The sequence below is a fragment of the Bacteroides luhongzhouii genome (genome assembly GCF_009193295.2).
GTDB classification, from domain to species: Bacteria; Bacteroidota; Bacteroidia; order Bacteroidales; family Bacteroidaceae; genus Bacteroides; species Bacteroides luhongzhouii.
In genome coordinates this window covers 4,686,468-4,711,710 of the sequence record NZ_CP059973.1, presented here as the reverse complement: position 1 = coordinate 4,711,710, position 25,243 = coordinate 4,686,468, and the positions used below count along the sequence as shown (strand labels likewise).

Sequence of the window (25,243 nt, the reverse complement as noted above, 5' to 3'; positions counted from 1 at the left end):
GGGTGAATCACTTCGGCCGATTCTTATGTATGGTGGTTCAGGAGTTTGCATAACTATGCATCCCGCCAAGAACATAATTCACTCCGAAATAAGTCATTAAGACTGTAAGGAAAGCAAGAATCATATAAATATGGAAAAATAAAGGCTTGCGGAAAATGCGCAGGCTTTGTGAATGGAAGGCTGCTCCATATACAAGGAAGGTAATCAGCGCCCATACTTCTTTCGGGTCCCACGCCCAGTATCTTCCCCAGGAAACGTTTGCCCAGACTGCTCCCAAAAAGATGCCTGCCCCTAAAAAGAACGTCGCAGGATAGAGTAGCAAACGGCTGACTAGCGTCAACTGTTCTATCCGGTTATCTTGTCTGTCGTCATTTTCAGAGACATTGTTTTCCGGCTCTTTTTTTCGGAGACATAATGCCAGTATTCCGTTTAGCATGATAAATGCCAATAGGGCATAAGACATCATAATCAATGAAACATGAATGCTTAACCACGGAGAGACGAGCACCGGCATTAATGGCGTTATCTGCGGATTCATTTGTCCCAGGTAAGAGACTAACAACGCAAAGCCGGAGAGCAAGAATCCGAATGGAAGTACGAATGAGAATCTTCGATGGAGCAGGCAGGCTACCAAGAGGATGCAGAGTGCCATAAACTGCATGGTTTCGTAACCGTTGCTAAGTGGAATGCGTCCGCCAATATACCAACGTAGGCAATATCCTGCTAAATGGAATATGAAAGCAAGATAGAGCGCAACAGAAAAGAACGCTCCTGCTGTGCGGGTAATCGCTTTGGCTTTCGGTGAGAGTACCCTTCTTCGCAGGCTGTACTGAAGCAGAAGCAGGAAAGACAATACTCCCAATGATAGATTAATCATAAAAAGAATCTTGCTGAACGGAATCCGGTTGTAGAGTAGTTCGGCTTTTATTTCCAGTTCGGAGAGTGGTTGCACGCTGCCATCAGTGGGTAATGGCTGAATGAATGTTCCTTTTTCCAGCATCAGGATCAATCCCACTTTTTCGTCCGTTTCTTGGATGGCTTTGGCGAGTTTGCTACCTTTTCCCTGTTCTTGTTGCCAGGTTTTCTGAAGACGGTAGACCGGACCGTCAAATAAATCGGTTAATCGGGCGTAAGGTGTCTGTAAGTTTAGCAAATGCTGCAACTCTGTATTTTTGATGTATATCAATGGTTCATTTCTCCATACTTCCGGATAGAGTAGCCAGCCACCAATTACCTGTTCAGGCGTCAAACCTTTATATGAAGCTTTGCCTGTCAATTTCTGAATGAAATCGCGCGCCAATGTATTGAATGGTACTACTCGGTCGTGATAAATGACCTGTTCTTGTGCCAAACTGTCTGCTTGTACCCGTTTCAGGGCCGGGAGAAGTTTTTTTTGTGCTTGCATACTACCTGCAAGACAGAAGAGGAACAATAGAAATACACCTCCTTTTTTCAGTAGCGGGTGACTTAGCAGGCGTCGGAAATCGCCATAGCGGGAAAATAATAACCAGATCATGGAGATACCGAGCAGAACATATCCTGCATACGTAACTCCCGTACCCCACGGGTCATAATTGACAGTCAGCCAACTCCCTTTTCCATCATCATCGAAAGATGACTGATAGAAACGGAAACCTTGTAATGTAAATATACGGTTCATTGAAATCTGTTCGTGTGACAGAACATCTTTTTGTCCGGGAAGAGAGTAGGTGATATAACTGATGTAGTCTGCCGGAGCTTCAGTTCCGGGATAGTATGCTATACGAAAACTATCCAGCTGTATTGTGAATGGCAGGTCTGCTTCTCTTCCGCTTTCCGACTCCTGAAAACTACCTGCCGTCACTCCCGGCAGTAAATGTACGTATCCTTTTTTACTGCCGGTAAACGTAATCATGGCCCCCACCAGGATAACGAGGAGGGAGCCATGAAACAACAATATGGGGAACCGTCGCCATAAAGCACGTCGGATGAGAGCAACAAGTGCAATTGCGGCAATAACTCCCCACAAACAACAAAACCAGCATGTATGATATATATTTCTCTCTACAAAATCTGTCCCATACGCTTGCTCTACAAAAGTAGCTGCAGCGAGTAGTCCCACCAGACAGATATATAAGATAATAAGTAACCTTTTCAACGGTATAATCTTTTATGATTTAAAATGGAGCGTACCCCTTGTTCTTACATTCTTTCACTCCCATACATTCCATCTCAATCAACCATCCGGGGCGACATACCGGAGCATGAACAAATACTTTGGGAGTGTGTGGGAAACGTTGGTCATACATTGCTTTAACGACTGCATAGTCGGCTATATCACGCAAATATATAATCATTTGTCCCAAATTTTCAAAAGTGCATTCTGCTTCTTTTAGCAGGGCTTCCACATTTTCCCACATCCGTTCTGTCTGTTTGCGAATGTTGCCGGGATATACCACTTCGCCTTTGTTGTTGATGCTTGCCGTACCCGAAATAAATATCTGGCGGCGGTCGCCATAATCTACATACGTGCCACGTTCAAAACTTACTCCATATTCATAAGTCGGATTCAGGTGGGTAGGTGCATAGAGAAAATGAATCTGTTCCGGTTGTAATCCTGCTACGGCATAAGTATCCATTTGTACCAGTACTTTCGGATCGGCATGGCGACCGCCGATACCGGTGCTGGAAATGTAATGTGTTTTTTCTGTCAGGTTTTGGGTAACGAAAACTTCATTACGCGCTTTCACTACTCCGGCATAATTCACGTCTACATTTTGTACAAAGAACCATGTGCGGATACAATTGTCCGCCAGTCTGCAACCTTGCTCCATGAGTTGCATCACATAGTCGTTCAATAACAGGCGGGTCTGGTATTCCGAATTGGCGGCACGATTGAATGCGCTACCACCCCAAAAGTGGCGGTAGGCACTGTGCTTCACCTCGAAAAGCCCGTTATGCAGGACTTGCGTCTGTACGTCAGTCAACAGATAGACCCATAAGGCAATCTTGGTTCCGTCCAGCGGGGGCTGTTCCACAATGGAAAGCGTGCAGTCCGAACCTTCAGTTGTCAATGCCAATAGTGTATCTGCCTGATTGGCGGCGTCACTTAAGAAATAGCGTTTGAGGATGGCGACTGCTCCTTTCAGTTCTTGGGTAAGTAAATAGTCGTAAGTGTTTAATACTGCATTCAGTTGTTCTTCGTATGTATCTTCCGGTTTAGTAGAATGAATGATGATGTGATACTCTGAAGCTTCTCCTTCTGCATCGTATTTAAAAATCTCTGTTAGTGTCTTTTCAGACTGAATATTCTGTTGTTTTTTGTTGTTCATATCAATTGTATAATAACTATTTATTCTTGTGCGCCGTTATTGATCCAATCGTCAATAAGGGTCAAAATAGGGGATGACAGTATTTCTTTAGAGTGATCGTATCCCCAAGTTGAACTAATAGTGGTATTCAATAATGTATGCAATACACTTTCTTGTGCACTGCCCGGTTTGACAAGTAACATACCGTCTACTTTCTTTGACGGACGGTTGACGAGTGCCTCATAGCTTTTGCCCTCTGTCAGATACAGGTTGCCTGCTGCCGAACTACCTCCACCATGACAGTGGGCACATGTAGTATTAAATACTTTTTCCTGAATGCCATGATACATACCTGCATCCACAGTTCCCACATCCATAAGAATAGTGTCGTCAACTGCCGTAAGATCGTCCATTGACCGAAAGCTGATTACTCGTTTTCTTAATCTATTAATAACGCATAACTCAATAGTGGTTACTTTGTCACTGACTCCTGTCATGGTTACCTGAATCTCATCATTTTCGACCGCCGGAATTGTTTTTGTGACAACGGCATACTCGCTCTCATCACTGAAGCCTGCCACTACAACACTATAACCATCGGGCCATTTATTGATACCACTGATTCTTCCGCTCATTTTCAATGTGCGTCCTTCTTCTGACAGGGTCTCTGTTTTTTCATAAATACGTCCGTCATCACATGACGTGATATATGCCAATAACAGTAGACAGCCACCGAAAAGAATGTATTTTTTCATAAACAAATCCTTTCTTGTGCTATTTAGAATGTATATTGAAGTAGAATACTGGCCGAATGTACTGCCAAACCTAAATCATCGTTATCCCGATCGAGTTGGGTGTCATGACCTTTGCGGGCAATATACTGGTACATAGCTTGTAACTTCAAGTTGCAGTTTTTGAAGAAATAGTTCATGCCTACGGCTGGCATATTCAGGAAACCATTGGTGTCCATTCCATTACGATTGAAGAAATCATAACGTGCGGCTGCCTGCAGGCGGGGAGCTATAAAATAACCACCTTGTACATAACCGCCCAGGTAATTATATGACTCGGAAATCTTTTGTCTTTTTGTAAAACCTACATTCATATAATAAACTTCAGCACCCAGATAAAGTTTGTTTTTTAGCATTGCAAACTCTAATCCCGCACGATAATCATTGGTACTTTCATTTTCACTTTCTACATTAATAGAAGTAGAAATACCAAACATAATTTTGTCTTCATTCAGCCTGTTCGGATTTCCCTGTGTGGCAGGCATCACTCCCTTCGGCATATAAGTGAAACGTCCGGCATACAGTAAAGACGGAATGTGCCAGTCATCGCTGAATGTCTTTGTCGCGGTGTTGACAGAAGCGCCCGTACCATTGAATAGACCGATTTCATACCCGAATTTGTCAGCCACTAAACCGTGAATCTCTACCCCTAAATCGAATCCGGTGCCAATGTTAGGTGTTACCGCATTCAAGGAGTAGGGGAGGATAACGGGAGCAGTGAGTGATACTGGTAAATTGGGTAACAATGTTTCTCCCAGTGTTGTCAGATAGGCATGTGAGAACGGAGTCTTGAATTTACCGACCCGGATGGCAAATTGCTTTTTCAGCTGAACATCAAACCATGCCTGTTGAAGTAATGCGCCTCCGCTGGCTGCCGCATTGATGGAAAGGTTGAAAGACACTTTATCGAAAGCCTTTCCGGTGAACCCGAGTACAGCGTAAGGAACGGAAAAACCGGAGTTGGCTATGTTATCCTGATTATATGCCTTATCTAGTCCTTCATCGTCGTACCAATTGAAGTTTGCACTGGTTTGTACGAGCAGATAGGGTTTGAATACGAAATCTCCCTTCTTGGTTTCGATCGTGAATCCTTCTCTTCCAGCCAATGATACTACACCATTTTCTGTATCTTCTTCATGTTGCGCCATTGCAGCCAAAGGCATGATGGCAGTCAGCATGGCAATGATTATAAATTTCTTCATAATTGCTTTGTATATACTACTTTTAGTTTAAAGTGAATTTAAAAATGCGATCAGCGCATCGCGGTCTTCTTTACTCATGTTTTTAAATAAGTTCTTCGATGCTTCTCCTTCTCCGCCATGCCACATGATAGCTTCTGTCAGATTGCGGGCACGGCCGTCATGTAGGAAATAAGTATGCCCGTTGACCTTTTCTTGCAGGCCAATTCCCCAAAGAGGGGTAGTGCGCCATTCGTTTCCACGTGCCAGGCCGCTTACGTAGTTGTCATTTAGGCCGACTCCCATAATTTCCGAACCCATGTCGTGTAACAGATAATCGGAATAAGGGTGAATGGTCTGACCGCCCAGCCACGGGAGTTGGGTATTGTTTAATAACACAGTACCGCGTGGTTTGGTATGCAGGGTCGTCACATGACAAAGATGACATTTGGCTTTATAAAAGTTTTGTTCCCCTTTGATTACTTGCGGATCGTTTATATTACGCCGGGCGGGTACGCCGAGACTCTGCATATAGAGATCTACATTTTCCATCTCTTCTGTACTGACATCCAACTGGTCATAAGAAAGTCCCATCATGCTGCCTTGGTTGACTTGCGTTTGTCCTTCGCAGATTTCTTCCGGATAGCGGCTGTTGGTAACACCCATATCACTGGAGAATCCTAACTCTACCGTTAAATCGGCATGTTGGGCTTTGTTGCCGGACAATCCCAGACATCTTACTCCCCGTTCGGTGATGTAATTACATCGTCCGCTGATTCCATATTCGGGATAATTGCTTTTTGCTGCGAGTGCTTCAATTTCAATGGGATCTAATGCCATCATCTGTCCCATACCTACGTGGCGTAATGGAATACGTACGGTGCAAAACAAATCTTCCGGTTTGATCTCTTCGGCATACCATTCGGATATGCTATACTGCGGTTTGCAAAGCGTGTAGGCTTCTCCATCAGGGAAAGAAAATGTTTCGTAAGTGTATTCTACGGATAGTTTGCCTTCCGGTTGTACTCCGTAGATTGCCTGGTCATGAAGCACACGGCCATAATCCTGAAAGAAAGCTCCGTTCTTACGGGATATGTAAACCAGCATGGAGGAGAAACCATAGCTGCCCGATCCGCCCTCTGTCCATAAAGAGGGTTTAGTGCGCCCTGCATTCCGGTGGCAGCTGCCGCACGAGTAACCGGCATAAACAGGTCCGAGACCGCCACCATGCCCGTTGTTGCTTGTACGTACATCGTCATATAGCCTGTCGCCTCGGGTGAAGCGTACGTCATATGCTCCTGTTATCCAATCTGCAGGCGTATCATAAGCAACGGATGAACTCAAGAAAATGGTTGATGTTCCGGCTGACAGGGCATAGCCTTCCGGGATTTCGATATCCAATACGTCAATTCCGTCGTCATCACAGGCAGAGCATGCCAACAGGCAAAAAATAGAGAATGAATATTTTAGAAAGTGATTCATTGTTTATTGACTTTATTTCAATAATATGTTTTAAACATACCAAAGAAGTAAAGGTGGATGATTGACTTCCAACCTTTACTTCTCAATAATATCTTAGCTAAGATAAGTCTTTATTGTACTTTACGTGGTTCACCGTTTTTGTAGAGAAGGAATTCTAATGTGTGGAAACCGCGTACATTCTGTGCTGACTCAACAGCAGCTTCATCATCATTTTCATTCCATTCAAGATCACTCCAGCTTTGAGAATTCAGAATTTGCACGATGGCATTCTGGTCTAAAGGCCAGCTGTCCATGTTAGGATCAAGTCCCATCTCGTCTACCGGACCGAACAAGAAGGCTTCGCTCTTTTCCCATGGCTCACGTGCGGTGATCCAAGCATCACAGGCTTTATCGAAAGCACTATTTGACGGGTTGTCTGCAAGAGCTATTACTGCATTGTAGAGAGCATCGTTCTTTTCTTTCAAGCTTTTATAGGTAGGTACTACTACTGCATCTACATATTGCATTACCACAGGATTCAGTACGGCGTCGGTATTGATGTTGTTGGCATTATTGGCAATATAAGATTTTAAGTCATTCTTCAATATACTTTCCAGTTCGGCACAAGCGTCCATTGCTGCTACTGTTTCATTACTGGGTATATGATTACGGAAAGGTTGCGGAATATCCTGAATGGCTTTTGCCGCTTTTTGAATGGCATTCTTTACATTAGTATCTAAGGATGGATTAACACCGGCGACTACAGTTGATAAAGAGTTAGCATTTATACTGCCGTCTAAAGAACCGTAATACGCATTCCGGATGGAGTAAATGTTGTTTGTATAATCATCACGTGAATGCCAGCTGTACCAGGATTCCACAGCGTACAATGCTTCTTCTGTATTTCCCGCTTTGTATAAGTTGTACGGATCACCAATCTTGGCGGTACCGACTTCGTTGGCAATTTCCGCGCATTTATCTACGATTTCTTCTACACAGCTCAATGCACTTGCATAAGGAGAACCGTTATGAGCCTTAAAGAGAGAAGCATAACTGTCGCCTCCTTTATAACTTGAGTTCCATGCGTTATAAAGATTGGTTGCATCTGTTTTTAAAAGTGCTGCTACATTTCTCATGTAGTTATGCCAGCTTGATGCGTTTTCAGAAGTGTAATCGATGTTAGCAGGATCTACTGTCGGGTTGTCATCGTCACTGCTACAAGAAGTAGTTGTAAATGCTAATCCCCATATGAGGGCTGCAACATAAAAGAATTTTGTTTTCATCATATAAAAATTAAATAATTGATTATTTGTTATTTCTTGATAAACCATCCTATATAGGCTATTCCAATGGAAAATTCGTTTTCACTGTTATATGCTTTTGAAACGCCAAAAACTTTGTTGGTACCAATCTGACGGGTGGCATAGTCAGCTTTTATCACTAAGTTTGGCAACGCATACCAATTTAATCCCGCTGTCCACATACTTACTTGGCAGCGTTTTTCCATCGTTTGCCCTTTTTCTCCTTTTTCTTGTGGATTGTAGTATTCATAGCGGGCAAATGGATAGATAACCGGAATCTTTTTATTGCCTCCGAAGACTGAGCGGATATTGATACCGGCTTCTGCTGCATAGCTTACAGCATTCTTAGCTACCGGTGCCAGACGACTGTACGGTGATTTATTGGATAACTTGACATTTGCTTGGCTCACTCCCAAAGAGTTTCCTAAATTTCCATATAAAATATTACCACGTGCCGTTACATATTTATTGCGATATTGTGCATCTGCGGTGAAGATTCTTACCGGAATTTTTCCATAGCTTGAATAAGTCTGTTCCTTGTCGGAATTGGCTCCTGCATCTGCGCAATAATAGAATGAGGCACCTACACGTAAGCCGGGAACTCCTTTATAGTCCAAGCGGAATACATATGCGGGAGAAGTGAAATTATCTTCTTCAAAAATTCCCTGTTTACCACTGCCTACCCATGTATTGCGATCGAATCCGTTAGGGTTCAGACCTGCTACAACCATAGCTTGGTAGTCAAAACTGGCATAACCTTTTCCAAAGGAACCAAAGATTTCCAAACCATTTTCATGCCAGGTAGAGGGCAGAAGGGTGGTTTCACCCTCCGGACGTGAAGTTCCGAAGAAATTGATCGGTTCATGGTGTGCGTTGGTCAGTCCTACCGGAACAATAATATGTCCGGCACGCACGTTGAGGGAGCGATGAATCAAACGTGTGATGTGAAATTGCTCAATAGCCACTTCTCCTCCTTTTTCAACTTCGGTTTCGTATTCACCGTTTTCGGTGTTTTCTAATTCGAAAGCTGTACCTGTTCCACCGGATTCAAACTCAATCTCTGCACCGAGTATCCATTTGGAATTAAACTTATAATCAAAAGCTAAAACGAAACGGGGGATTGAAATGGTATTCCTGTTTTTCTTTGGATTACCATCGTTTCCTCCATAGAAACGGTTGATGCCATAATCTTTAAAATTAGCGACCATTTCACCATATCCACCAAAACGGAATTTAGTATAATCTTCTGTAGAAGAAGAATTACTATTTTTGGAAATTTCTTTTGTCTCCTGTGCTGAATTTGAAAGAGAAGGCAGGAGACATAGAATAACGATTGCGGTTATTTTTCTCATCTTTTTAATAATTTTATCGGTTGCAAAGTTAGATGAGGTTAAAAAATGTGGCAATACCTAATACTAGGCATAGTTATTTCTTAAATTCAGTATATGTAGGTAATTTGAGACTAAAGAGTAAAAGAAAGATAAGTATTGAGAGAATAAAAAAGACAAAGGTCTATATTAGTGTGGTAATTTTTACTGATATATACCTTTGCCTGTTGTTAATGTGTAGAGTTGTCCTTCTTGTTTATTTCATCATCGCTTTTGTTTGTATTTGAGTGAATCGTTTCCTTCACAACCAGTCTTTTGGGATATATCTACCATCAGGAAATTGCTCTTTTCAGAAACGATCCGACTCAAGACAAACTACATACAAACAAAGCTAAACTTATGCTAAGGTTATTGCTTAAACTGCCATCTTTATACCTTCTTTTTTGCTGCAATACCGTTTGCACTGCTGGCAGAGGTCATATCCCAGCATGGCCCCCAAAATAAAGTCTTCTTCGGCTGTCAGTTGATTTAAGGGGCGGATGATGATATGCCGCATGGCTTCCATACATTCAGGCTTTCCAAAGAACAGGTTGATTTTATTGGTGCCTACTTCCTGTATCATATAACTGATCTTTTGATTTTTCAATCGGCGGATGGCAAATTCTTCGTGCTCTTTACTCATTGTATAAAGTACCATGTTGCGTACGCCTTTCTTAAACTCATAAATGTGATTAAGAAAAATCCGGATTTCGCCGGGGATGATTCTTTCAGTTGCCATGATGCAAAGTATTCTTTTTATGTTAAGGTAAAATTAGCTGATTTCTTGTTTCACTTGTTCAACCCATGCGCTGATACGTTCGTCTGTCTTATTGTCTTCATTGACTTCGTCAAGCGGAAGCCCTACAAACTTGCCGTTTACAACAGCGATAGAAGAGTCGAATGTGTAGCCTGCGGTGTCTGTTGCTCCACGGAATTTACAATGGGTATCTTTCAAGTCTTCATAAAGAATACCTATTGCGTCACAGAAAGTGTCGCTATACGAGTCAGAGTCGCCGCAACCGAACAGGGCTACAGACTTATGAGATAAATCGCATTTTTTTAAAACTTTTACTCCATCATACCAGTCGTCCTGAAGTTCGCCTGCTCCCCAGGTAGAAGAGCCGAGCACCAATACGTCATATTCATTGACTAATGCCTCTGTTAGTTTGGAAACATCAAATACATGTGCCGAGGGTACATCTAATTTTTCTGCAATTCGGCGGGCAAGGTCTTCTGTTGTTCCGGTTGTGGAACCATAAAATACACCAATTTTATTCATCTTTGATTCGTTTTTAATGTAACGCTGCAAAGATAGAGGGTCTTGAAGAAATAGGAAATCCCCATTTATAATGGAAGATTTGTCTCCTTCTCATTATAAATGGGGATGTATGGAATAAAAAATAGTCGATATTTTTTAATGGTGGAACAAGCGGATGCCTGTAAATGCCATTGCCATATTGTATTTGTCGCAAGTTTCAATCACATGGTCATCACGTACGGAGCCACCCGGTTGTGCAATGTAGCTGACGCCACTCTTATGTGCGCGTTCTATATTATCTCCGAATGGGAAGAATGCGTCTGATCCTAAAGCTACGCCTGTCATTGTATCCAGCCATGCCCGTTTTTCTTCACGTGTCAGCACTTCCGGCTTTTCTGTGAAGAACTGTTGCCAAACACCGTCTGCCAATACATCGTCATAATCCTCCGAGATGTAAACGTCAATTGTGTTGTCACGATCTGCACGACGGATTTTCTCAATCCATGGCAAGTTCATCACTTTCGGATGTTGGCGTAAATACCAGATATCCGCTTTGTTTCCTGCCAGACGCGTGCAGTGGATACGTGACTGTTGACCTGCACCAATACCGATCGCCTGTCCGTCTTTGGCATAACATACCGAATTGGATTGCGTATATTTTAAAGTGATTAAGGCAATGATTAAGTCACGTTTTGCATCAGCAGGGATTTCTTTGTTTTGCGTAGGCATCTCTTTCAAAAGACTCTCATCAATTTTTAATTCATTTCTTCCTTGTTCGAAAGTTACTCCGAATACATCTTTGTGTTCGATAGGGGCCGGACGGTATGCAGGATCTATCTTTATTACATTGTAAGTCCCTTTTCTTTTATTCTTCAGAATTTCCAGCGCTTCGGTTGTGTAGTCGGGGGCAATTACGCCGTCGGACACTTCACGGTTGATAATACGTGCTGTTTCTTCGTCGCAAGTGTCGGACAATGCGATGAAATCTCCGTAAGATGACATACGGTCTGCGCCACGTGCACGTGCGTATGCTGTGGCCAATGGAGACAGCTTCATGTCATCTACGAAATAAATCTTTTTCAGCGTGTCGCTCATTTCTACCGCAACGGCAGCACCCGCAGGGCTGACATGTTTAAAAGACGCGGCAGCCGGCAGTCCGGTAGCTTCTTTTAGTTCTTTCACTAATTGCCAACTGTTGAACGCATCCAGCAGATTGATATAACCGGGACGTCCATTCAATACTTCGATGGGGAGTTCTCCTTCTTTCATGAAGATACGGGCAGGCTTTTGATTAGGGTTGCAGCCGTATTTCAGTTCGAGTTCGTTTGCCATTTTATTAAATATAAAATTACGAGTTACTAATTACAAATAGATAGCGACAAAATTACTAAAAAAAGACTAGCTTGCCTAAAGTTGTGCCACAAAATAGTAGCATATAATTAGTATTTGCTAACGAATGAGGGCATAAAATACCTATAAATGATGATTGTATTTCAGCAAAATATTCCGTTTCTTTGCAATCTCTAATATATAATAGGTATGATGGATAATTTACAGAAATACAAGCCAACTGATAAGATGATCGATCTCATCAGCGATAATTATTCTTTGTTGCAAGTGATGAGTCGTTTTGGACTTTCGTTGGGATTTGGTGACAAAACAGTCAAAGAAGTTTGTGAACTAAATGGAGTGGACTGTCGGACCTTTCTGATTGTAGTCAACTTTATGGCCGAAGGCTTTTCCCGGCTTGATGGGGATAAAGATGATATTTCCATACCTGCATTGATTGATTATCTGCGGCAGGCGCATATTTATTTTCTTGATTTTTCTCTTCCGGCTATTCGTCGTAAACTGATCGAGGCAATCGACTGTTCGCAGGACGATGTCGCTTTTCTTATTCTCAAGTTTTTTGATGAATATACGCGGGAAGTGCGTAAGCACATGGATTATGAAGAGAAAACCGTCTTTAAGTATGTCGATTCATTGATTAAGGGAAATGCTCCCAAAAACTACCAGATCAGTACCTTTTCCAAGCATCACGATCAGGTAGGGGAGAAGTTGACAGAACTAAAAAATATCATTATAAAATATTGTCCTGCCAAGGCAAATGAGAATCTTCTGAATGCGGCTCTTTTTGATATATATGCTTGCGAAGCCGGACTGGAATCTCATTGCAAGGTGGAGGATTATATTTTTGTTCCTGCTATTCTGAACTTGGAAAGGAGGATGAGGGAAAATGAAAAATAACGAAGTCGTTCGAATTGCTATTGCAGAAACTTCTGTGATTATTCGTGGTGGATTGACTGCTGCATTGAAGCGTCTTTCCAACGTAAAAGTGCAACCGATAGAATTGCTGTCTGTTGAAGCTTTACACGATTGTGTCCGGACGCAATGTCCTGAGATGTTGATTGTCAATCCTGCTTTTGGTGATTATTTTGATGTCGCTAAATTCCGGGAGGAAATATCCGGTAAAAGGATACGTTTAATAGCCCTGGTTACTTCTTTTGTAGATGCTTCATTGTTGGGTAAGTATGATGAGTCTATTTCAATATTCGATGATTTGGAAACTCTTTCCAAGAAAATAGCCGGTTTATTGAATGTTGTTTCTGAAGAAGAAGAGATGGATAATCAGGATACACTCAGTCAGCGGGAAAAAGAAATCGTCATCTGTGTGGTGAAGGGGATGACGAATAAGGAAATAGCGGAAAAGCTGTTCTTGTCGATTCATACCGTTATCACGCACCGGAGGAATATTAGCAAAAAATTGCAAATACATAGTGCTGCCGGTTTGACTATTTATGCTATTGTAAATAAGCTGGTTACGTTGAATGATGTGAAAGGTTTATAGCCTGCGAAAGTGTTATAAAATACAAAACCGTTTGCGCACACGAAAAATGTTCGTACCTTTGCAAAGCAGTTGAGAAATTGCTGTTAGTTTATAAAGGTAAAAGAAAATATTAAAAAGGTATTAGATTAGACATTTAAGGTATTAAAAGTTTTTTAGTTTATTCAATAGGATAAGTTTTTAATAGAAGGTAAAAGGATAACAATAGGTAAGAGGTTTTTAGGTAAAAAGAAGATTAGTTTTCAGGAAATTTGAGGTACTATGGAAAAGCCTTTTGGCTTTTCTGATGTAGTGGCGAGTGGTTCTATAAAAAGAATTAGCTCGTTTTTTTTATGTATACAGCTTTAAGTATGTTGCAACATAAGTGGGTTGAATGGAAAGTATTATTTAGCTATATAATAAGGGCTATCGACGAATATTTTCATTGGGTCTTGTAGTTAGGGAGGAGAATAAAAACAAAATCCCGACGAAATCGCTTCGGCAGGATTCTATTTCATTTTTTACTTAAATGTGGCTACGTAATAAAATTATGACTAATTAATTCAATTCTGATACTGCAAAGATAGTGCGTTTCAGTATGTGTCACAATCACCTTTATGAGGTATATTATGTAGTGGTTCTCACTATTTATAGTTAGTAGCAGGTGTTTTCTCTACTTTTTTCCACTCTTTAGTCTCGAAATCATATGCTTTTATGATTCTTGCAGGGCATCCGGCGCATATAGAATAAGGTGGAACAGAATGACTGACTACGCTCCCGGCAGCCACTACGCAATGTTTCCCTAAGGTTACTCCTGGTAGAATGACTGAGTTGGCGCCTACCCATACATCATCTTCAATGATAACAGGCAGTGTGCTGACTCCTTGTTCATCAATCATCTTTTCCGCATCCTGGTAATTGTGGTTGAGTCCTGTGACTGTTACATTCTGTGCCAGGTTGACGTGGTTGCCGATATTAACCGGACCTATGATTGTATTTCTTAATCCGATGCGTGTATAATCTCCGATTGTTAAATCACCAACTGCATTGTTCAAGCAGGAGAAATCTTCGACAACAGAATATTTTCCCAAGAAGAACCGATTGAAAGGAGGGAGGTCTTTGCGGACACTCCGGTAGATAACAGAGCCCTTTCCACGTTTCAGGTATATGAAATCGAAGAGCCGTATCCACCAGTGGGGGCGAGTTTTAACGGGATGCATGATGAAACGATGCACAGTCTGTTTCAAGCCGGGGTTTTCTTTAATTCGCTGTTTAAGTGTTTTTTTCTCCATATTGAATGTTTTTTCTTCTTTTTGTCCTCTACCAGGTAATCAGGGATTGCCAAGCTGTAAGTAATAAATAGGCTGAAGAGTGCAATCCACCATCCGAATGATAAGGTCCAATTATATACGGTTATCAACGAAGCCCAAATGCTTACGAAGATACATAATTTAAGTGGAGAAGGTGTCAATTGTTGCACGATCCGGTTGCAGAAACTCCAGTTTCCTTCAAATATGGAAGGGAGTAAGTAGGAAGTCGTTTTCCGGATACGTTTTCGATAAGGGCAGACCGGAGCGGATTGGCAGTACACAATTACGTCCGGCAGATAATCAATGTATATATTCTGCCGGAATAACTTTCGCTCAATATTAGTTTTAGAGCTTTTCATATTCTTTTGCAGCCATTTCAGGTCGAGTGCCATATTGGTCCCAAGCAGATGGGATGATAGGCCGAATTGTGTATTACCGGCTCTGCAAAGGCTGTTTTTTATTTCTTCACGTATGGCACGGAAGCGATTACGGAAACCTTTGCGGTTTTCTATCACCGTATGTAGCTGGATGGCTTGTATACCGGCATCATAGGCATTGTATATCTTGTCCAGAAATTGAGGAGATAAAGCGGAGGCTGTATGAGACAGAAAGAGAACCAGGTCGTAATGCTCCTGGTCTAAACTGTTGATTGTCTGATGCAGATCGTTGTATGTGATAAACTCGTATGATTCTTCTTTATAAATATCCGGAAGAAGGCATCCTTCCGAAACGAGAATAGCGCAACGATATGTTTTTTGAGCTTTAGGATAAGTGATATGTTTGAAATGTGAAGCTACGGCCATCACAAAGAGGTATAGCAGCAAAATCCCTGTACAGAAGAATACCAGATCATCTATTATGTAGATATAAGAGTCTATCATCAGAAAGGAGATTATACGTTCTCTTTTTGAATGAATGCAGTAACTGTTTTCAGAATAATCTTTATATCCAACCAGAAAGAGAATGTCTTTGCATAGGTGATATCCAATTGCTTGCGTTCTTCCGCAGAGAGTTTACCGGCTTCACCTCTTTTCTCTACCTGCCATAAACCGGTCAATCCGGCCGGACCCATGAAACGGTCGATGTGCTCATCGCTTGTCAGCAGTTCGGCTTCATAGAGTGGGAGAGGACGGTTCCCTACTATTGACATATCACCCTTTAAAATATTAATAAGTTGGGGTAATTCGTCAATACTATATTTACGGATAATGCGTCCTATCTTTGTTATTCGCGGGTCATTTTCCAATTTAACGAAAGCATTGCTTTTTTCCTTGGACTTCTTGTTGATGTAGTCTTCTTCAGAGATTACGAAATCGTCTGATATCAGGAGAATTTCTTCTTCATCGGCTTCTTCATTAATTTCAGCTTCCGGTTCTTCTCCCCAAATATCTTCATCTTCCTGTTGATACTGGTTAAGAGCATTGAAATCCTTTAAATGCTTGTCGGCATCAGTGTACATCGAACGGAATTTAAGGAAGTCGAATATCTGATAGTTACTTCCTACTCGCTTGGATTTGTAGATAATGGGACCCTTGCTTTCTGTCCGGATAGCTAATGCAGTAAATATTAAGAGAGGAGAAAGGCATAATATCGCCATTCCCGAAAAGAATATATCAAAAGTTCGTTTCCATAAAGGCAACCGGAAAGCATTAATATTTTGTGCTTTAAGTTGAAGCGCCTTTATTTTCTGATCTTTTCTTCGTTTAAGGAAAGTCGATAAATCCTTCAAAGCCTTTTGGCTTGTTTCATATTTGATTGTATTGTTAATGCCGGCTTTAAGATATTCGGATGCTTCTTCCTTAGACAAAGAATCGATGACGAGTATCATATAAAGCCCCGGATATTTTTTACGCATGTATTGGATATCTGCAATATCTATGGATAAGTTCACCTGTTCAAAAAATAGGGCAGCGTCATATTTTTCGCGTATTTTCTCCAATACTTTGACAGCTTTGCTACAATTGGGTGCAGCATAGAATACTCCAATACTTAATCGAGAGAGTAGTTCTATTGTTTTGCTATCTCTGCCTATATAAACAAAATATTGCATGTGTAGGAGACCCGGTATTAGTCAATAATCTTTTTGATTCGGATTTTGAGTTCCAATGGGTTGAATGGTTTCAGAATATAGTCTTCTGCTCCCTCTTCCAGTAGTCTGATTCTTTCCGTTGTACTTTCCTCGCTGGATAACATTACGATAGGAATGGACTTGAATAATTCATTGTTCTTCATGTATCTTAAAAATTCATCACCCATCATTAGAGGCATACGAATATCTGAAATAATGAGGTCAGGTACATTGCCTTCATTAAGCCATTCTATTGCTTTGATGGGATCTTCCAAATAGGTAAAATCATACTCTTTTCCTAGATATACACCGGCCACTTTTCCGATTGTCGATTTATCGTCGACTAGTAATATTTTTTTCTTCATACGAATAGACCTTTCTATCGCTTGCTTTGTTACTTGATTTATGTATTAAGATTGTTGTCACATTATATTTGTGATACACTGCAAATATAGATATTATTTTAGAATAATTCTCTATCTGGAGAGTAAAATTCGTGATATATGTTTTTTTTCTATTAATTGCAACTAACAGTATCTTAATGAAAAAACACGAATTTCATGAAAGTTGAAATCCGTGTTGATTATTAATTGTTTGGCTTATTGGTAGACTCTTGATGAATCAGAAGTTTTCCACCATTCTTCATTCTTAGTACCGCCACTTGTTACCCAGCTTTCGAACAACGAGTAAGCAGATTTCATATTCACATATTCCAAAGGCCATTTGAAGTCTGTCGGAACCATGATTCCCCATGCCAGGTTATCTTTACTGATGTAATATCTTTTGCGGGAAGTAGAGCTATCGTCGTTGTTGCCTCCGAACAAGTCGGTATTTGCTAACTTAGTGGGTTGGTAACCGACGATATGGATCTCTTTACGCTGGTTTCTGTTTCCTTCTACAAAGATGAAGACATTCAGTTTGTTGATATTAAGTTCATCTACAGAAATAGGGTTGCTGAATTTGATAGTGAAACTGATATTTTTAGGATTCGTATTGGCAGAATGATTTTTAATGGTATTAATCTGTTCGTAACGGTCTCTTCCCAATGCGTTGTGGGCATCGTCAAATAATGGGATAACAGCATAGTCCTGTCCGTTCTCAATCTTATTGCCATTCACATTAAAGTTTTTAGCAAGAGAGTTATCACTGAACACTACCGGCTGTGTGATAGCACTGGCAGGAACACCGTCCAGCATGATAGCAGCTCCGATGCTCTTCGTAGCTCCGGCAGCCGATAAATCAATACTTAGCGTGAATTCTTCTGCCTTATTATTCTTGTTGATGGAAATCTTTCTTTCTTTGATAATCAGAACAAGATCGTTCATATCGTAGTCTCCATATAATGGCCACTGGTCTTCAAATAGATAGGCGTAATTACGAGTGTCATCCATGATGATCGGGAATTTAGGATCTTCTGGTTCTTCTCCTTCATTTCCATTATTCTTAGTACCCGTGCAGACATCTATCATGACTTTGGATTCTCCCATTTTAGTGAAGTATGCGCCATTCTGTACGTAGAAGTTGTTCCAATATGGACTCTTTTCAACATGATTATCACATTCAATAACTAAATTTCCGTCATACGTGAAACCTTGTCCAGTTATAACCGGAGATTTTATCATAGAAGTATTTTCGCCTTTTCCGTAAAATTTAACATGAGCTGTATTCATGTAAATACTTGCAGTTGCATCCAGCATAGAGCCATTGCTTAAGTTGACTATTCCATTAACAAACTCCATCGTAGGAGCTTTTAGGTATCCTTGGGTAAAGTTGAATGTTGCTCCGTTTGCATAGAAAGAGGTTGTGGCTTCCAGGCTGCAAGCATTGTTGAATGTTGTATTGGTGAGGCTGATGGTTGTAAATTTCATGATGTTGTTATTGGTAGCAACAGCATCAGAATTTGCAATTAATTTCTCTCCATAAATCTCTCCGTTATTTTCCAATGAAAAATTAGATGGCAGATTTAATTCACCTTCCAGCTCGATCTTATTGTCATTCACAATTTTTGTGCTAGAGTTGATCGAGATATTTTTGCTTGTTATGGTTCCTTTGTTGTATAGTGTTGCACCGGAATGTAGAGTCATGGTGTTTGTCACCGCCAGTGTACCCCAGTTTCTTAATGCAGCAGGCGCTCCATTGGTGAATGATACATCGTCTGCGTTTACCTCTCCTTTTTCCATAATGGTCAGCATGGAGTTTCTGATGAACGTCATGGTTCCTGATGCATTAATCTTTGCATTGTTCATAACAATGATTTCAATTCCGTTCTGGAATTGGAATGTTGCAGGAATAGTCCATTGGGCATCTACATAAACTCTGGTTGCAATCTCACCGTCATATCCGTCAAATTTGAATGTGCCGTTATAGTCAGAGGTGATTTTGTAATTAGCACTACGCAGTAAAGTCGTTCCTGCCATTTCTGTAATTTCTTTAGCATCAGCTGGTATGGACGAATAATCCGGTTTCTCAAATGCAAGGCTTCTTGTAGTGACACCACGACTCATTAATGCTCTATTCTGTGCTGCAGATTCTGCATAATAGAGCTTACAGGTAATATTATCGCTGTTTTCCGGCACATCGAACTGATATACCTGTTCACGTCCTCTTGGGTCGGTTTGTTTCACGTAAATCCCCTTTTGAGTGGGGAGCAGGCTGACAGCAGCTGTAAATTTAAAGTTATTATCTTTATTAGCTGTCCTTGTAGCGAGTACGGAAGCGTTTTCGTTAGTCAAGGGATCTTCTGCATATATTTCAATTAAATAAGCAAATTGTCCTCCTTCTTCATCTTTTACTTCGACTGAAACATTTTTAGTGGTTATCATGTCCCAATCGATATCATCGGGAGCAGCAAAGCCGTCTCCCATCGGGTTAGGTGTTTCATAAGACGGATCATAGAGATCCTTTCCTGAGTCCACACAACTAAACATAGTACCTGCTATTGCTATTGCAATGATGGGCACAAATCGAACTGTTTTCTTCATCATAATGTATTATTGCTTGATTGTTTGTAACCAAATCCATCACAAAAATAACTGCATATCTTTTATTGGAACTGTTTTTTCTGTTATTTTATAGAGTGAAAATAACTATACTTCCGTTTTGGTTCTTCTTTGGCTCGTTTGGGGTTGATAAATCCCTGGTGATGATGAAGAGAAATCCCTTGATTTTCACTTTTATAAGACTGCTCAAAATGAAAATCAAGAGATTATATTAGGTGGATTTAACTTAAGACTTAGTAATTTCTCCTATTAAGCAGGAGTTCATTTTATATCGGATATCCTTGTTGGGTAATCCATGTCCCAATAAAAACATGAGTTTTGTTATGGCACATTCGGGAGTACTGTCATATCCGCTGATTACGCCCGCTTCCAAAAGGTGCATTCCTGTTTCATAACGTCCCATCTCTACTGCTCCGGAGGCACACTGTGTGATATTGACAATGATAATTCCGCGATCGGTAGCTTCCTTTAGATGGCGGATGAACCATTCCTTTTGCGGGGCATTTCCTGAACCGAAAGTTTTCATGACAACTGCCTTCAATCCGGGGACATGAAGCAGAGAAGTCACGATACTCTCCTGAATGCCAGGGAAGAGGGTCAGAATAACTACATTGGTATCAAATAGATAATGCGGCTTTAATGGCTTTGTCGGGTCCGGTTTCCGGATGAGATTAGGTTCATATTTGATGTGGATGCCTACCCGTGCCAAGGGAGGATAATTGAAAGAGCGGAAAGCGTTAAAATTCTCCGCGTTAATTTTAGTGGTACGGTTGCCACGCATCAAATGATTCTCAAAGAAAATACATACTTCAGGAACGATGGCCGTACCATCCGGATTTTTAGCAGCTGCGATTTCAATGGCCGTGATGAGATTTTCTTTTCCGTCTGTGCGCAAAGTTCCGATCGGTAGCTGGGAACCTGTGAGGATGACGGGCTTGCTTAGGTTTTCGAGCATGAAGCTTAATGCAGAGGCTGTGTAAGCCATTGTGTCTGTTCCGTGAAGGATGACAAAACCATCAAAATAATCATAATTGTAATTGATAATTTTTACTAGCTTTGCCCAGTAAGCAGGTTCCATATCCGAAGAGTCGAGAGGGGGATCGAATTGGTAGGAAGAGATGCGGTAGTTGAATCTTTTTAGTTCGGGTACATGCTTAAGCAAATGATCGAAGTTGAAGTTTTCTAAGGCACCTGTTTCCGGATTCTCTATCATTCCGATAGTTCCACCCGTGTAAATTAACAAAACGGAAGGGGTTTCTACTTTCATAATTGTTGAATTACTGTTAAAACGTTGGCAAAGATAGGAAATAATTGTGATTTATGATTTATGAGTTTTCGAATAATTTTGTAGATTCATCATTCATGTGAATCATTTACCATTTACGTGATTCAGTAGTTGAATCTGATTTATTAGCATTACTAATGACTCAGATTCAACTGTTGATTCGCATAAATCATAATTCATAAATTATAAATCATTTCACCGCTTCTTTTAATTTAAGAATGGCCTTTTCCGAGTCTTTTTCTTCTTCGAGCAGAGTAACGAACTTACTGCCGATGATAGCTCCGGAAGCATGTTCGCAAGCTGCCTGGAACGTCGCTTTATTGGAGATGCCAAATCCTATCATCAACGGATTGTTCAGATGCATATCTTTTATTTTCTTGAAGTATGCCTGTTTTTGTTCGTTGAAATTCTGTTGTGCTCCGGTAGTTGCTGCTGATGAAACCATGTAAATGAATCCGTCGGTATGTGTATCTATTTCGCGTACCCGTTCTTCGCTGGTCTCCGGTGTGATGAGCATAATCACTTTGATGTTGTAGCGTTCGGCAATGATACGGTAATGTTCTTGATAATCACGGAAAGGGAGATCGGGGATGATGACGCCATCAATACCACATTCCACGCATTTGCGGCAGAAGTTTTCAAATCCGAATTGCATGATTGGATTTAAGTACCCCATGAATACAAGTGGTATTTTTACATCCTTGCGAATATCCCGCAATTGTTCAAAAAGAAGTTTTAAAGACATGCCGTTGCGCAATGCTTGGGTAGCGGCATTTTGGATAACAATGCCGTCTGCCATCGGATCACTGAAAGGAATACCGATTTCAATCATGCTCACTCCATGTTTTTCGAGTGTGCGGATAACATCGGCAGTACCATCTAAAGTGGGGGTGCCGGCACAAAAATAAATAGAAAGTATGTCTTTCTTGTTGCTATTGAAAAGTTGATTAATTCTATTCATGACGTTGGGTTTTTAAAGTGATGATTTTAATTCGTTTAAAAATGTCCGGATACGCTCCGGATCTTTTTCTCCCGGTTTGATTTCAAAACGGCTGTTGAGATCATATCCGGCAAGTCGGGGATGCTTGAATTCTTTCAGGGCATTGGTGCTGTATGAGTTGATACCTCCGCTCAAAAGGAAAGGTATATGTCCGTTGTATGTATGCAATATACTCCAATCAAATTGATTTCCTGAACCACCGTATTGTTCGCATTTTGTATCGAACAGAAAAAGATCACAGACTTTTTCGTAGTCATATACCTTTTTCAAGTCTTTGGGGCGGTCTACTGAAAAGGTCTTGATGATTTTCAATCCAGTAGAATGTAAAGACCGGCAGTATTCCGGCGATTCATTTCCGTGGAGTTGTACATAATTCAGTCCGAAACGATCAGCATACATGCTGACCACTTGCTTGTCTTCATTTACAAAGACTCCGACACGCCGGGCATGAATGGGCAAGTAAGCCGGAAGCTCGTAGATACATCGGGGAGATTTAGGATAAAAGATGAATCCCAGCATATCTATGCCTTCGATAGACTCTACGTCCTGTATGTTTTCAGCTTCTCGCATACCACATACTTTGATAATTTTTCCGTTAATCATAGGGCTGTCCGTTTTGAATAATTAGTTTATTGAATGGCTTGCAGGAAATTCTGTAAGGTTTCTCCCGGTCGCTGTGTTTTCATAAAAGTTTCGCCAATCAGGAATCCCCGGAATCCGGCTGTCCGGAGGCGTTTAACTATTTCCGGATCGGAAATACCGCTTTCAGATACCAATACAGCATCTTGAGGAAGTTGTCCGGCCAGGCGGAAAGAGTTTTCTACATCGGTGAAGAAAGTACCCAGATTACGGTTGTTGATACCTACCATATCTATTCCTTTGTTGATGTACGCCAGTTCCTCGGAACTATGAATCTCTAATAAGACCTCCAGACCTAATCCATGAGCTTTCTCTGCAAGTTCATTGCATTTTCCCAGTTCTAGTGCTGCTGCGATAAGAAGTACGGCATCTGCACCGACAATTTTAGCTTGATAAAGCTGATATTCGTCAATGATGAAATCCTTTCTAAGAATGGGAATTTCCACCAAAGGACGTGCGGTACGGATATCTTTCAGGCTTCCTCCGAAAAACTTCTCATCAGTAAGGATGGAAAGGGCGGAGGCCCCTGCCGTTGCATAGGAGGGAACGATCTCTTCCGGACACGCTTCTTCCTTTATCCATCCTTTGGAAGGAGAGCGCCGTTTGAACTCGGCGATAATTCCCGATGCGGAAGAGGATAATGCCTGCTTCATAGAGCGGGGAGCCGGAGATTCGCTGATACCTTCTTGTAATTGTTCGATAGAAATAGCCTGCTTTTGCAGGTCAACTTCAAATCGTTTGTTTGCTATAATCTCGGATAATATATCTTTCATATTTTAATTGATATTCATGCCTGATTTTACATTTAACTATTTAACTCAATGAATTTCTTCAAAGTTGCCAATGCGCGTCCGCTTTCCAATGACTCTTTGGCGAGAGCGATACATTCTTCAATTGACTTTTCCGGGCAAATCACATGGATAGCGAAAGCGGAGTTGACTATCACTACATTTTTTTGAGCTTCCGTAGCTGTATTATTCATGATATGATCGAAAATCTTAGCTGCATCTTCCGGTGTTTGTCCACCATCCAGGTCAATATCCTTATAACGGGAGAAGCCGAGACTTTCGGGAGTGTAAATCTTTTCATGATCGCTGGTTGCCACTTTAAACTCATTGGTCAGAGAAATCTCATCATATCCGTCAAGGCTATGAACAACGGCAAATTTCGTTTTGCTTTCCTGATAAGTATAGGTGTAAAGGCGAAGTAACGGTAGATTGTAAACTCCTAACAGTTGATAAGCAGGTAATACCGGATTTACCAATGGACCTAGCATATTGAAGAAAGTGCGCACTGCCAATCCTTTACGAACCGGAGCTACTGCTTTTAATGCCGGATTGAATAAAGGGGCATGCAGATAAGCAAGATTGCATTTTTCCATGCTACGACGCAGTTGGTCTACATCACTGGTGAATTTTACACCGTGTTGCTCCATTACATTACTGGCACCACTGACCGACGTTGCTCCATAGTTACCATGTTTCACAACCGGGAAGCCGGCTCCGGCAACTGTAAAGCAGGAAGCTGTGGAAATATTAAATGTATTTTTTCCGTCACCTCCGGTTCCTACGATATCTATCGGAGCGAAATCATTCAAATCAACCGGAATACGCATTTCCAACAGTGCGTCACGGAAACCGCATAATTCCTCTACGGAAATATTACGCATCAGAAAGACGGTGATGAGCGAGGCTACTTGTACATCATTATATTTTCCTTGCGCGATGTTCTGTAAAATGGTGCGCGCCTCATCGCGTCCCAAATATTGATGTTCGAAAAGCTTGTATAGAATCTGTTTCATAAGTTTAATCGTTTAAGAAGTTTTTGATAATTTCTTTTCCTTGCGGAGTTAATACTGATTCGGGATGGAACTGAATACCATGTACATTATACGTTTTATGGCGGATTGCCATGATTTGTCCCTCCTGACTTTCTGCCGTTATTTCCAGACAGTCGGGAAATCCTTCCCGGCTGATTACCCAGGAATGATATCTTCCGACAGGGATTTCCTTTCCTAACCCTTCAAAAAGCAGATCCTGACCAATGATATTCACCGGAGTTTGTACGCCATGATATACTTCTTTGAGGTTTTTCAGATGTGCTCCAAAGGCTTCGCCGATAGCCTGATGACCCAGGCAGACACCCAGAATACTTTTGGTCGGAGCGTATCTTTTAATAATAGGTAGTAACAATCCGGCTTCTTCGGGTATGCCCGGTCCGGGAGACAGAATGATTTTATTAAAACGATTTACTTCATCAAGTTCTATCTGGTCGTTGCGGACTACTTCTACATCTGTGGCCCCTAATTCTTTCACTACATGTAGCAGGTTATAAGTGAAAGAGTCGTAGTTATCTAAAAGTAATATTTTCATTTTTGATTTTAATTAGCTTGTTTTTCAATTTTATGCAGTCATCGTGCATGACTCTATGCAATCATCATGCATAACTCTATGCAGTCATCATGTATAACTC

General features: G+C 41.1%; 23 protein-coding genes. 2 read left to right on the top strand and 21 right to left on the bottom strand.

Features of this window, described 5'->3' with window-relative positions; translation table 11 throughout:
- Positions 1–37: 37 nt before the first annotated feature.
- From GD631_RS17785 to GD631_RS17740, 10 genes are all read right to left on the bottom strand, one after another.
- On the bottom strand, positions 38–2,137 hold the full coding sequence (locus tag GD631_RS17785; RefSeq protein WP_008640653.1) for a cytochrome c biogenesis protein CcsA: 2,100 nt from the start codon (positions 2,135–2,137) through the stop codon (positions 38–40).
- Between the two features lie 19 nt (positions 2,138–2,156).
- On the bottom strand, positions 2,157–3,311 hold the full coding sequence (locus tag GD631_RS17780; protein ID WP_143259883.1) for a Rid family hydrolase: 1,155 nt from the start codon (positions 3,309–3,311) through the stop codon (positions 2,157–2,159).
- 20 nt (positions 3,312–3,331) lie between these two features.
- A complete protein-coding gene (locus GD631_RS17775) occupies positions 3,332–4,045 on the bottom strand; it encodes a hypothetical protein (protein ID WP_143259881.1) in 714 nt (237 codons plus the stop codon).
- Between the two features lie 23 nt (positions 4,046–4,068).
- Complete coding sequence (locus GD631_RS17770; RefSeq protein WP_117684299.1) at positions 4,069–5,283, bottom strand: porin; 1,215 nt, start codon at positions 5,281–5,283, stop codon at positions 4,069–4,071.
- A 27-nt stretch (positions 5,284–5,310) separates the two neighbouring features.
- Positions 5,311–6,741 carry a di-heme oxidoredictase family protein gene (locus GD631_RS17765; RefSeq protein WP_143259879.1) on the bottom strand — a complete coding sequence of 477 codons (1,431 nt, stop codon included), beginning with the start codon at positions 6,739–6,741 and terminating at the stop codon, positions 5,311–5,313.
- A 110-nt stretch (positions 6,742–6,851) separates the two neighbouring features.
- Positions 6,852–8,006, bottom strand: a complete 1,155-nt coding sequence (locus tag GD631_RS17760; protein ID WP_143259877.1) for an imelysin family protein — start codon at positions 8,004–8,006, stop codon at positions 6,852–6,854.
- Between the two features lie 26 nt (positions 8,007–8,032).
- A complete protein-coding gene (locus tag GD631_RS17755) occupies positions 8,033–9,373 on the bottom strand; it encodes a putative porin (protein ID WP_015530947.1) in 1,341 nt (446 codons plus the stop codon).
- Between the two features lie 391 nt (positions 9,374–9,764).
- Positions 9,765–10,127, bottom strand: coding sequence for a DUF2023 family protein (locus tag GD631_RS17750; RefSeq protein WP_008640645.1), 363 nt, complete (start codon positions 10,125–10,127; stop codon positions 9,765–9,767).
- 33 nt (positions 10,128–10,160) lie between these two features.
- Positions 10,161–10,667 (bottom strand): flavodoxin FldA, encoded by a 507-nt coding sequence (gene fldA, locus GD631_RS17745; RefSeq protein WP_143259875.1) that lies wholly within the window; start codon positions 10,665–10,667, stop codon positions 10,161–10,163.
- Positions 10,668–10,802: 135 nt separating this feature from the next.
- Entirely contained in the window at positions 10,803–11,978 is a 1,176-nt protein-coding gene (locus tag GD631_RS17740; protein ID WP_008640643.1) for a phosphoribosylaminoimidazolecarboxamide formyltransferase, read from the bottom strand.
- Between the two features lie 210 nt (positions 11,979–12,188).
- On the opposite strand from GD631_RS17740, the gene GD631_RS17735 reads away from it, so the two are divergent.
- Together GD631_RS17735 and GD631_RS17730 are read left to right on the top strand one after the other, a co-directional pair.
- Entirely contained in the window at positions 12,189–12,893 is a 705-nt protein-coding gene (locus GD631_RS17735) for a hemerythrin domain-containing protein (RefSeq protein ID WP_032841758.1), read from the top strand.
- A complete protein-coding gene (locus GD631_RS17730; RefSeq protein ID WP_143259873.1) occupies positions 12,883–13,494 on the top strand; it encodes a helix-turn-helix transcriptional regulator in 612 nt (203 codons plus the stop codon). Before GD631_RS17735 ends, GD631_RS17730 begins: the two co-directional genes overlap by 11 nt.
- Positions 13,495–14,114: 620 nt before the next feature.
- On the opposite strand, the gene GD631_RS17725 is transcribed toward GD631_RS17730, so the two are convergent.
- The 11 genes from GD631_RS17725 to GD631_RS17675 all read right to left on the bottom strand — a co-directional run bounded on the left by GD631_RS17725 (position 14,115) and on the right by GD631_RS17675 (position 25,143).
- Positions 14,115–14,762 carry an acyltransferase gene (locus GD631_RS17725; RefSeq protein WP_143259871.1) on the bottom strand — a complete coding sequence of 216 codons (648 nt, stop codon included), beginning with the start codon at positions 14,760–14,762 and terminating at the stop codon, positions 14,115–14,117.
- A complete protein-coding gene (locus GD631_RS17720; protein ID WP_143259869.1) occupies positions 14,714–15,661 on the bottom strand; it encodes a glycosyltransferase family 2 protein in 948 nt (315 codons plus the stop codon). The genes GD631_RS17725 and GD631_RS17720 overlap by 49 nt, the downstream gene beginning before the upstream one ends.
- Positions 15,662–15,672: 11 nt before the next feature.
- Positions 15,673–16,830 (bottom strand): sugar transferase, encoded by a 1,158-nt coding sequence (locus GD631_RS17715; protein WP_143259867.1) that lies wholly within the window; start codon positions 16,828–16,830, stop codon positions 15,673–15,675.
- Positions 16,831–16,847: 17 nt separating this feature from the next.
- Positions 16,848–17,213 carry a response regulator gene (locus GD631_RS17710; RefSeq protein ID WP_004300114.1) on the bottom strand — a complete coding sequence of 122 codons (366 nt, stop codon included), beginning with the start codon at positions 17,211–17,213 and terminating at the stop codon, positions 16,848–16,850.
- 234 nt (positions 17,214–17,447) lie between these two features.
- Complete coding sequence (locus GD631_RS17705; RefSeq protein WP_143259865.1) at positions 17,448–19,832, bottom strand: LruC domain-containing protein; 2,385 nt, start codon at positions 19,830–19,832, stop codon at positions 17,448–17,450.
- Positions 19,833–20,073: 241 nt separating this feature from the next.
- Entirely contained in the window at positions 20,074–21,114 is a 1,041-nt protein-coding gene (locus tag GD631_RS17700; RefSeq protein ID WP_143259863.1) for an asparaginase, read from the bottom strand.
- 208 nt (positions 21,115–21,322) lie between these two features.
- Positions 21,323–22,093: a tryptophan synthase subunit alpha gene (gene trpA / locus GD631_RS17695; RefSeq protein WP_143259861.1), complete on the bottom strand. Its 771-nt coding sequence runs from the start codon at positions 22,091–22,093 to the stop codon at positions 21,323–21,325.
- 12 nt (positions 22,094–22,105) lie between these two features.
- Positions 22,106–22,735 carry a phosphoribosylanthranilate isomerase gene (locus GD631_RS17690; protein ID WP_143259860.1) on the bottom strand — a complete coding sequence of 210 codons (630 nt, stop codon included), beginning with the start codon at positions 22,733–22,735 and terminating at the stop codon, positions 22,106–22,108.
- A 26-nt stretch (positions 22,736–22,761) separates the two neighbouring features.
- On the bottom strand, positions 22,762–23,544 hold the full coding sequence (trpC, locus tag GD631_RS17685; protein WP_143259858.1) for an indole-3-glycerol phosphate synthase TrpC: 783 nt from the start codon (positions 23,542–23,544) through the stop codon (positions 22,762–22,764).
- Between the two features lie 32 nt (positions 23,545–23,576).
- A complete protein-coding gene (trpD, locus tag GD631_RS17680) occupies positions 23,577–24,572 on the bottom strand; it encodes an anthranilate phosphoribosyltransferase (RefSeq protein ID WP_143259856.1) in 996 nt (331 codons plus the stop codon).
- Positions 24,573–24,576: 4 nt separating this feature from the next.
- Positions 24,577–25,143 (bottom strand): anthranilate synthase component II, encoded by a 567-nt coding sequence (locus tag GD631_RS17675; RefSeq protein WP_143259854.1) that lies wholly within the window; start codon positions 25,141–25,143, stop codon positions 24,577–24,579.
- Positions 25,144–25,243: the final 100 nt, after the last annotated feature.